This window comes from Tabrizicola flagellatus (assembly GCF_046295235.1).
Classification (GTDB): Bacteria; Pseudomonadota; Alphaproteobacteria; order Rhodobacterales; family Rhodobacteraceae; genus Tabrizicola; species Tabrizicola flagellata_A.
Genome location: NZ_JBKBLV010000001.1, coordinates 1 through 9,770, shown reverse-complemented (window position 1 = coordinate 9,770; position 9,770 = coordinate 1). Strand labels below are relative to the sequence as shown.

The 9,770-nt window shown below is 67.7% G+C and carries 10 protein-coding genes; 7 read left to right on the top strand and 3 right to left on the bottom strand.

All coding sequences use genetic code 11. The annotated features are described in order from the left end of the window. The 4 genes from ACK4IU_RS00050 to ACK4IU_RS00035 all read left to right on the top strand — a co-directional run. The coding region (locus tag ACK4IU_RS00050; protein WP_409730432.1) for an ROK family protein at positions 1-682 on the top strand (682 nt) is incomplete at its 5' end. Beyond that, the gene (locus ACK4IU_RS00045) at positions 673-1,383 is read left to right on the top strand and encodes a copper homeostasis protein CutC (protein ID WP_409730430.1); all 711 of its coding nucleotides are present in this window, start codon (positions 673-675) and stop codon (positions 1,381-1,383) included. The genes ACK4IU_RS00050 and ACK4IU_RS00045, both read left to right, overlap by 10 nt. A gap of 9 nt (positions 1,384-1,392) precedes the next feature. Continuing rightward, complete coding sequence (locus ACK4IU_RS00040; RefSeq protein WP_409730428.1) at positions 1,393-2,166, top strand: hypothetical protein; 774 nt, start codon at positions 1,393-1,395, stop codon at positions 2,164-2,166. Between the two features lie 105 nt (positions 2,167-2,271). After that, entirely contained in the window at positions 2,272-3,096 is an 825-nt protein-coding gene (locus tag ACK4IU_RS00035) for a TolB family protein (RefSeq protein WP_409730426.1), read from the top strand. On the opposite strand, the gene ACK4IU_RS00030 is transcribed toward ACK4IU_RS00035, so the two are convergent. Further along, positions 3,093-3,530 carry a hypothetical protein gene (locus ACK4IU_RS00030; protein WP_409730424.1) on the bottom strand — a complete coding sequence of 146 codons (438 nt, stop codon included), beginning with the start codon at positions 3,528-3,530 and terminating at the stop codon, positions 3,093-3,095. The genes ACK4IU_RS00035 and ACK4IU_RS00030 overlap by 4 nt on opposite strands. Positions 3,531-3,826: 296 nt before the next feature. Here ACK4IU_RS00030 and clpB point away from each other — a divergent pair, with 296 nt between their 5' ends. Next, positions 3,827-6,442, top strand: coding sequence for an ATP-dependent chaperone ClpB (gene clpB, locus ACK4IU_RS00025; protein ID WP_409730422.1), 2,616 nt, complete (start codon positions 3,827-3,829; stop codon positions 6,440-6,442). Between the two features lie 72 nt (positions 6,443-6,514). Here clpB and ACK4IU_RS00020 read toward each other — a convergent pair whose 3' ends face one another. Both ACK4IU_RS00020 and ACK4IU_RS00015 read right to left on the bottom strand, forming a co-directional pair. Next, positions 6,515-7,006 (bottom strand): fasciclin domain-containing protein, encoded by a 492-nt coding sequence (locus ACK4IU_RS00020; protein WP_409730420.1) that lies wholly within the window; start codon positions 7,004-7,006, stop codon positions 6,515-6,517. Positions 7,007-7,068: 62 nt separating this feature from the next. Continuing rightward, on the bottom strand, positions 7,069-7,548 hold the full coding sequence (locus tag ACK4IU_RS00015; RefSeq protein WP_409730418.1) for a fasciclin domain-containing protein: 480 nt from the start codon (positions 7,546-7,548) through the stop codon (positions 7,069-7,071). 288 nt (positions 7,549-7,836) lie between these two features. Here ACK4IU_RS00015 and msrP point away from each other — a divergent pair, with 288 nt between their 5' ends. Together msrP and msrQ are read left to right on the top strand one after the other, a co-directional pair. Next, entirely contained in the window at positions 7,837-8,736 is a 900-nt protein-coding gene (msrP, locus tag ACK4IU_RS00010) for a protein-methionine-sulfoxide reductase catalytic subunit MsrP (protein WP_409730416.1), read from the top strand. Next, entirely contained in the window at positions 8,736-9,344 is a 609-nt protein-coding gene (gene msrQ, locus ACK4IU_RS00005) for a protein-methionine-sulfoxide reductase heme-binding subunit MsrQ (RefSeq protein ID WP_409730414.1), read from the top strand. The genes msrP and msrQ overlap by 1 nt, the downstream gene beginning before the upstream one ends. The last annotated feature ends 426 nt before the right edge of the window (positions 9,345-9,770 follow it).

Sequence of the window (9,770 nt, the reverse complement as noted above, 5' to 3'; positions counted from 1 at the left end):
CAGCGGGGTTGGCAGGGTGGCCAACATCCCGGCGATCGACGGCGTTTCGCTGGAAAGCCGGATCGGGGCGGCGACCGGGCGTCCGGTCAGGGTCCTGAACGACGCCGACTGCTTTGCGCTGGCCGAGGCGGAAATGGGGGCCGGGCGCGACCGGTCCACGGTCTTCGGGGTGATCCTGGGCTCGGGGGTCGGCGGCGGGCTGGTGGTCGGCGGGCGCGTGATGACCGGCGCGGGCGGCTATGCCGGGGAATGGGGGCACGGGCCGGTGGTCCGGGGCGAGTTCGCCTTTCGCTGCGGCTGCGGGCAGGTGGGCTGTATCGATACGGTGGGCAGCGCGCGGGGACTTGAGCGCCTGCACCGCAAGCGGACGGCCGAGCTCCTCGGCGCCGAGGCGATCGTCGCGGGCTGGATCGCGGGCGAGGCGGAGGCAGGCGAGACAATGGCCCTGTGGCGCGAGCTGGTGGCAGGCCCGCTGGCGATGGTGGTGAATGTGGTCGGCGCGGAGGTGGTGCCGGTGGGCGGGGGGTTGTCAAAGGCTCCGGGGCTGGTGGAGTACCTGGACGAGGCGGTGCGGGTCCGCGTGCTGCGGCGCTCTCGCAGGCCGTTGCTGGTGCCGGCGGAGTGTGGCGCGGATGCGGGGCTGCTGGGCGCGGCGCTGGCGGGGGCTTTGGCATGGGGGTGACGCTGGAGGTCTGCGTGGACAGCGCCGAGGCCCTGGCCGAGGCGGTCGCGGGCGGCGCGGACCGGATCGAGATGTGCGCCGCCTTGGCCCTGGGCGGTCTGACGCCCTCGGCTGGGCTGATCGCCGCGGCGGCGCGCTGCGACGTGCCGGTGGTGGCGATGATCCGGCCTCGGGCAGGCGATTTCGTCTGGTCGGGGGCCGAGGTCGCGATGATGGAGGCCGAGATCGCCGCGATCCGGGGGGCAGGGCTGGCGGGGGTGGTGCTGGGCGCGTCGCTACCGGACGGGCGGCTGGATGTGCCGGTGTTGTGGCGCCTGGTGACGGCGGCGCGCGGCATGGAACTGGTGCTGCACCGCTGCATCGATCTGGCGCCGGACATGGAGGAGGCCCTGGAGCAGGCGGTGGGCCTTGGCTTTCACCGGGTACTGACCTCGGGCGGCGCGGTCACGGCCGAGGCCGGCGCGGCGCGGATCGCGTCGCTGCTGGCCCGGGCGGAAGGGCGGATCGCGGTGATGCCGGGGTCGGGTGTCACTCCGGCCAATGCGCAGCTCTTCAAGGGGCTTGGCATTGCCGAGATTCATGCCTCATGTTCGGCCTCGGTCCCTGTCGCGGGCCGGGCGGTCGAGATGGGCTTTGCCCCGCCGGTGCTGCGGCGGACCGATGCGGAGGCCGTGCGTGCCCTGCGCAGGGCGCTGGAATAGGAGCAGGTGATGGACATCACCCTGAGTTACGAACGGCCCGAGGAGGGGCCGGAGTCCGGGCCTCTGGTGGTGGGCTGGTTCCTGGCGCAGGACAAGGGTGCGGTGCTGTACGATCCGCCGGAGCGGGTGCAGATCCGCCCGCCGAACAAGGCGCATGCCAAGTCGGCGAGCCGCTGTCCGGCGGTGATCCAGCTGGAAAGCCGGTATTTCATGGTGAAATGCCCCTTCGACCTGCACATCGGCTTTCAGCGCGACGAGAAGGGCAAGCCGGTGCTGGTGAACAAGGCCGGGGCATCCAGTCCGATCCGGTCGTCGAAGCTGAACGAGGTGCTGACGCTGGTTTCCGAGGCCGAGTGGCGCTTTCCCGACCGGCCGACGGTGCAGCTGCATCTGCCCTATTACTTCATCGCCGACGAAATGGTCTATCTGAGCCAGCTGTCGGCCTTCGCGCATTACCGGCCCGATCCCCTGCCCGGCACGATCTTCGGCGGGCGGTTCCCGATCTCGATCTGGCCCCGGCCGCTGATGTGGGCCTTCGAGTGGCACGAGCCGAAGAAGGACCTGATCCTGCGCCGGGGCGAGCCCTTGTTCTATGTGCAGTTCGAGGGCATGGACCCCTCGCGCCCGGTGCAGCTGGTCGAGGCCGAGCGGACGGCCGAGTTGCAGGCCTATCTGGAGAAGGTCTCGGGCGTGGTGAACTATGTCAACCAGACCTTCGGCCTGTTCAAGGCGGCGGAGGCATTGCGGCCGAGGAAGCTTCTGGTCGCGAAGGACCGGGGGTAGGTGCCACTGGCAGGCCGCCGGGGGACTTCGCGTCCCCCGGACCCCCTGCGGAGTATTTCCGAAAGGGCAAGTGCAAGTTTGAATCGAATTCGAGGGGCTTCCGTCGTGCGCAGCATCATCGAGACCTATGAGGTGGCGACCGGCCGGGTGCGCGAGGTGCTGGCGGTCGAGGGGCGGATCGAGGCGCCGAACTGGGCGCCTTCGGGCGACTGGCTGCTGGTGAACGGGGAGGGGCGGCTGTTCCGGGTGCCGCTGAATGCCCCGGCTCTGGAGCCGGTGGAGACGGGCGCGGCGGTGCGGTGCAACAACGATCACGGGATCAGCCCGGACGGGACGACGATCATCCTGTCCTCGCATCACGAGGGCGAGGGCAGCCGGATCTATGTGGTGCCGGTGACGGGCGGCGCGCCGGAGCGGATCACCGCCGAGGCGCCGAGCTGGTGGCATGGCGTCTCGCCGGACGGGCGGGTGCTGGCCTACGTCGCGGCGCGTGGCGGGAGCCGGGTGATCGATGTCTACACGGTGGTGCCGGGGCAGGCGGAGCGGCGGCTGACCTGCGGAGAGGGCCATTGCGATGGGCCGGATTTCAGCCCGGACGGCAGTCGCATCTACTATAACTGCGACCGCACGGGCCATGCGCAGATCTGGGTGATGGCGGCGGACGGGTCGGGGCAGCGGCAGTTGTTCGCGGACGGATTCGTCAACTGGTTCCCGCATCCCTCTCCCGACGGGCGGCACCTTCTGTATCTGGCCTATCCGCCCGGCACCACCGGGCATCCTGCCGATCTGGAAGTGGCCCTGGTCCTCTGCGACCCCGAGGGCGGCGATCGGCGCCGGGTGCGGGAGTTCACCGGCGGGCAGGGCACCATCAACGTGCCCTGCTGGGCACCCGACGCCAGCGCCTTCGCCTATGTGCGCTATGAGCCTTAGGCCGGTCTCAGGCCGCTGAGGCCCTTCGGCGACCGGGGCTTGGGATCCGGGGCTGGCGGCAGGTCGATCGGGGGCAGGCTGCTGTGCAGGTGGCGCGGGTCGCCCCAGACCGAGATGTAGACTTCGGGCGGGTAGCCGTTGGCCAGATGCTCGGGCACGAGGTCGATGATGCGCACGCGCAGCTCGTCGCCATGGGCGAGGCTGGGGGCGACGATCTCTTCGGCGACCGGGCCGAGATGGCCGACCAGGCCTTCGCGGTGATGGGGGATCAGGCCGAGGATCGGTTTCCGCAGTCGGGCGAAGACGCCGATCCGCCCGTCCGACAGCCGGTCGAGACGGGCCTGGTCGCCGATGGACAGGCCGGTGCGGGCGACATGGATCGCAAGGCCCTCGACCGGGGCCTTGTGGATCAGGGGCAGTTTCGCGTCGCTCATGGCGGCACCTTTCGCGTTCGGAAGCCCTGACCATGTGAGACTGCGCCCGCGCGATGCAAGAGCTGCCGGACCCGGCCCCGGACGGGGCGGCCCGATGTCGCCGATGGCCGGGCGGGGCATCGGCAAGGAAAGGCCGAAGGCCCCTGTCTGCGACAGGTTTTCCGAACCTGTGGTTTTTGCGCAGCCGGGGATTGCAAAGACCGTTGGGCCTGCCCAGATGAGGGGCAAGGCCTTCACGCGGTGGGCTGGGGTTCCGGGCACCGCAGGCAAGGCGCTTCACGAGAGGAGAATGACCGATGAATTTGGAGAAATTCACGGAACGGTCGCGCGGTTTCCTTCAGGCCGCCCAGACCATCGCGATGCGGGAAAGCCACCAGCGCGTGCTGCCCGACCATCTCTTGAAGGCACTCATGGATGACGACCAGGGCCTGGCGGCGAACCTGATCCGCAAGGCGGGCGGCAGCCCCGAGCAGGTCAATGCGGCGGTCAATGCCGCGATCGCCAAGCTGCCGAAGGTTTCGGGCGGCGACGGCCAGACCTACATCGACCCGCAGCTGGTGCGGGTGCTGGACGAGGCCGAGACCGTGGCCAAGAAGGCCGGGGATTCGTTTGTGCCCGTGGAACGGCTGCTGACGGCGCTGGCGCTGGTGAACACGCGCGCCAAGGATGCGCTGACCGCCGGGGCGGTGACGGCCCAGGGCCTGAACGCCGCGATCAACGACATCCGCAAGGGGCGGACGGCGGACAGCGCCTCGTCGGAAGACACGATGGAGGCCCTGAAGAAATACGCCCGTGACCTGACTGAACAGGCGCGCGACGGCAAGATCGACCCGATCATCGGCCGCGACGAGGAAATCCGCCGCGCGATGCAGGTGCTGTCGCGGCGCACGAAGAACAACCCGGTGCTGATCGGCGAGCCGGGCGTCGGCAAGACGGCGATCGCGGAAGGGCTGGCGCTGCGCATCGTCAACGGCGACGTGCCCGAGAGCCTGCGCAACAAGCGTCTGATGGCGCTGGACATGGGCGCGCTGATCGCCGGCGCCAAGTATCGCGGCGAGTTCGAGGAGCGGCTGAAGGCCATCCTGAAGGAGATCGAGGCCGCGGCCGGCGAGATCATCCTGTTCATCGACGAGATGCACACGCTGGTCGGCGCCGGGAAATCCGAAGGCGCGATGGATGCGGCGAACCTCATCAAGCCCGCCTTGGCGCGCGGTGAGCTGCACTGCATCGGCGCGACCACGCTGGACGAATATCGCAAGCATGTGGAGAAGGACGCGGCCCTTGCCCGCCGCTTCCAGCCGGTCTTTGTCAGCGAGCCGACGGTCGAGGACACGATCAGCATCCTGCGCGGGATCAAGGAGAAGTACGAGCTGCACCACGGGGTGAAGATCAGCGACTCGGCCCTGGTTGCCGCGGCGACGCTGAGCCACCGCTACATCACCGACCGCTTCCTGCCCGACAAGGCCATCGACCTGGTGGACGAGGCGGCGAGCCGTCTGCGGATGGAGGTGGATTCCAAGCCCGAGGAGCTGGACGCGCTGGACCGGCAGATCCTGCAATTGCAGATCGAGGCCGAGGCCTTGAAGAAGGAGGACGATGCGGCCTCGAAGGACCGGCTGGAGAAGCTGGAGAAGGAGCTTGCCAACCTGCAACAGGACTCGGCGGAACTGACGGCGAAGTGGCAGGCCGAACGGGCGAGCCTCGAAGCTGCGCGCAGCCTGAAGGAGCAGCTGGACCACGCAAGGGCGGAACTGGATCAGGCCAAGCGCGAGGGCAACTTCGCCAGGGCCGGGGAGCTGCAGTACGGCCGCATCCCGGAACTGGAGAAGAAGCTGGGCGAGGCCGAGGGCCGCGAGGGCGAGGCGCTGGTGTCGGAATCGGTCCGGCCCGAGCAGATCGCCGAGGTGGTGGAACGCTGGACGGGCATTCCGACCTCGAAGATGCTGGAAGGCGAGAAGGAAAAGCTGCTCAAGATGGAAGAGGAGCTTGGCAAGCGCGTGGTCGGGCAGAAGGCCGCGGTGGAAGCCGTCAGCCGTGCCGTCCGCCGGGCGCGGGCAGGGCTGTCGGACGAGAACCGGCCGCTCGGCAGCTTCCTGTTCCTCGGCCCGACCGGCGTCGGCAAGACGGAGCTGACCAAGGCGCTGGCCGAATACCTCTTCGACGACGACAGTGCGATGGTGCGGATCGACATGTCGGAGTTCATGGAGAAGCACTCCGTGGCCCGGCTGATCGGCGCGCCTCCGGGCTATGTCGGCTATGACGAGGGCGGGGTGCTGACCGAAGCGGTGCGGCGCCGGCCCTACCAGGTCGTGCTGTTCGACGAGGTGGAAAAGGCGCATCCCGACGTGTTCAACGTGCTGCTCCAGGTGCTGGACGATGGCCGTCTGACCGACGGTCAGGGTCGGGTCGTGGACTTCAAGCAGACGCTGATCATCCTGACCTCGAACCTGGGCGCGCGGGCCCTGTCGGAACTGCCGGAAGGCGCCGATTCCAGCGCGGCCAAGGCCGAGGTGATGGAGGCGGTGCGCAGCCATTTCCGGCCCGAGTTCCTGAACCGTCTTGACGAGCAGATCATCTTCGACCGGCTGAACCGGGCGGACATGGCCGGCATCGTCGAGATCCAGCTGAAGCGGCTGGAACAGCGTCTTGCCGCGCGGAAGATTACGCTCGATCTGGATGCGGACGCGAAGGCCTGGCTGGCGGACGAGGGCTACGATCCGGTCTTCGGGGCGCGGCCGCTGAAGCGGGTGATCCAGCGCCAGTTGCAGGATCCGCTGGCCGAGATGCTGCTGGCCGGCGAGGTCATGGACGGCTCGACCATCCGCGTGACGGCAGGCCCCGAGGGTCTGATCATCGGCGAGCGCGTGGTGGCCAGCCGCCGCGAACGCCCGGCCGAGGCTGTGGTGCACTAAGCGAAACGGGGCGAGCCGGTGGGCCCGCCCCGATCCGTGCAGCAAGGGGCCGTCCTTCGGGACGGCCTTTCGTCATTTCGGCAAGAGCACCCGGTCGATGACGTGGATAATCCCGTTCGAGGCCATGATGTCGGCGGTCGTCACGCGCGAGCGGTTGACCTTCACCCCGCTGCGGCCGTCGACATGGACGGTCTGCCCCTGGACGGTTGCCACGTCCATCCGCTTGCCGGCCAGCTGGTCCGAAGTCACAGCACCGGGGACGACGTGGTAGGTCAGCACCTTGACCAGCTGGTCCTTGTTTTCCGGCTTCAGCAGGTTTTCCACCGTGCCCTTCGGCAGGGCAGCGAACGCGGCATTGGTCGGCGCGAACACGGTGAAGGGACCATCGCCCTTCAGGGTTTCGACCAGGCCCGCGGCCTTCACCGCGGCGACGAGCGTCGAGAAGTCCGGGTTCGAGGCGGCGATGTCGACGATGTCGGGTTCCTTCGGCGCGGGAACGCAGGCGGCGATGAGGCTGGCGACCGAGACGGCCCCGGCCAGGCGGAAGAGCGTGCGGCGATTCATGAGTTGTCCCTCTGTTGGATCAATGAATACGGGGGCGCTGTTGGCGCCCCCGTTCCGTTGCCTCAGCCTTCCGGCGGCAGGATCACGCTGTCGATGACGTGGATCACGCCGTTCGTGGCCTGGACATCCGGCGCCGAGATCACGGCGCCGTTCACCTTCGGCCCGCCTTCGAGCGTGATGGTCACTTCTGCGCCGTTCACGGTGGCGGCCTTCATGCCCTCGGTCAGGTCGGTGGACATCACCTTGCCCGGCACGACGTGGTAGGTCAGGATCGCGGTCAGCTTGTCCTTGTTCTCGGGCTTCAGCAGGTCCTCGACGGTGCCGGCCGGCAGGGCGGCGAAGGCCGCATCGGTCGGCGCGAAGACGGTGAACGGGCCTTCGCCCTTCAGCGTCTCGACCAGCCCAGCAGCGGTCAGCGCGGCGGCCAGCGTGTTGAACGAACCGGCTGCGACAGCGGTGTCGACGATATCCTTGTCCTGCGCGAAGGCAGGCATCGCGAAGGCGGTGGCGGCGGTCAGAGCCAGGAAAGTTCTGCGGATCATGTGGTGTCACTCCCGTTATGATCGGTATGCCGTCATTGGCGGTGGTTGATAGGGCCGGGATGCGACATTGGATCAGGGGTAAATTCGTGTGAGGGGCTGTTGACCGGAGGCCGACTTGCGCTAAGCCGCGTCGTTCCCGGTTTTCCAGTCAAACCAGCGTGAGGATTGTTCATCCACCGTGAACAGCCACGCGTCATGTTTCAGCCCTGTCCCGCAGTCGTGACGCGGATTGCTTTGCCTTTCATGCAGGATGACGCATCTTTGGCGAAACCCTGACGGAGCCCGCCGATGCGCCTGACCTGGTCCGATGTCACCCCGAAATCCCGGTGGCTGAACCGCCGCCAGCTGATGGCCGGCGCAGCCGCCCTTGCCGCAAGCCCTGCCCTGGCCCGGATCAAGGCCGCGCCCAGCCGCTATTCCACCGACGCCGAACCGACGGCGCTGGAGGATATCACCAGCTACAACAACTTCTACGAGTTCGGCACCGGCAAGGGCGACCCGGCGCGCTATGCCGGCGGGCTGACGGTTGATCCCTGGTCCATCGTGATCGACGGGCTGGTGGACCGCCCCGGCACCTATGACCTGGCCGACGTGGTGAAGGGGCAGCCGCTGGAGGAACGCATCTACCGTTTCCGCTGCGTCGAGGCCTGGTCGATGGTGGTGCCCTGGATCGGCTTTGAACTCGCTGGCCTTTTGAACCGGGTCGGCGTGCAGCCGGGGGCGCAGTTTGTGGCCTTCGAGACGCTGGTCCGGCCCGAGGAGATGCCCGGCCAGGCCTCGCCGTTCATTCAATGGCCCTATCGCGAGGGGCTGCGCCTGGACGAGGCGATGCATCCGCTGACCATCTTGGCTACCGGACTTTACGGCGAGGAGATGCCAAAGCAAAACGGCGCGCCGATCCGCCTTGTGGTGCCTTGGAAATACGGCTTCAAGTCGATCAAGTCGATCGTGCGGATCAGCCTGACGGCCGAGATGCCGCCGACCACCTGGAACATGCTGCAACCGCAGGAATACGGCTTCTATTCCAACGTGAACCCGAACGTCAGCCATCCGCGCTGGAGCCAGGCCTCGGAACGGGTGATCGGATCCGGCCTTTTCGGCGGGCGGCAGGACACGCTGATGTTCAACGGCTACGAGGCCGAGGTGGCCGGGCTCTACGCCGGGATGGACCTGAAGGCGAACTACTGATGGACCGGCTGAACCGGCTGGCCCGTGCCCTGCCGACCTGGGTGGTCTATCTCCTTGGCCTGGTGCCGCTGGGCCTTCTGGTCTGGGGGGCGGTGGCCAACACGCTCGGCCCCGATCCGGTCAAGGCGATCGAGCATCGGCTGGGCGAGCTGGGCCTGCAGTTCCTGCTTGCCTCACTGGCGATCACGCCCCTGCGCCGGGCCGGGCTGAACCTGATCCGCTTCCGCCGGGCGCTGGGCCTCCTGGCCTTCCTCCATGTGGCGCTGCACCTGGTGGCCTGGGTCTGGCTCGACATGGGCCTGCGCTGGTCCGAGATGGCGGCGGACCTGGTGAAGCGGCCCTATGTGATCCTGGGGATGGTGGGATTCGTGGTGATGATTCCCCTGGCGGCGACCTCCTGGAACGGAGCGATCCGGCGGATGGGGGCAGCGGCCTGGAGCCGGCTGCACCGGCTGGCCTATGTGGCGATTCTGGCCGGCGTGGCACATCTGGCGCTCTTGTCCAAGGTCTGGACCACCGAGGTGCTGGTCTATGTGGTCCTTGCGCTGGCGCTTCTGGCGCTGCGGCTGGTCCCGAAGGCCTCTGCCGCGCGCCGCGCCTCGGCCTGAAGCCGGTCCGGCCCTGCTGCGCCTGCAAGAAAATTGCCGCGATGCCGCGTCCGTTGTGGGGTTTGTTGCGCCAACCACCAGATTTTGCGAGTTTTTCTGCGCAATGCAAAATTTTTGTGACGGAGGCACTTTTTGCTCTTGCGGGTTCCGGGTCGGCTGCGTAAATACCCCCTCACCGAAGCGGGAACGCGACGGTGACGGACGGAAGCGGCGGCAAGACGACGCGGAACTCTGGAAAATCTGAAGGCAAGGCGCGAGGGGATACGCCAGGAAGTTGGCGGATCACACGTTTTTTGTCTGACGATTGCTCTTTGACATGATTGGTTCATGAAGGGATATGCGGGCGGTTTGGGCGCATCGGCGTCGGAGACGCGCATATCGGCCTAGTAGGGTTTCGGCCCGATGATCTAGGTGTCAGCTTCACTA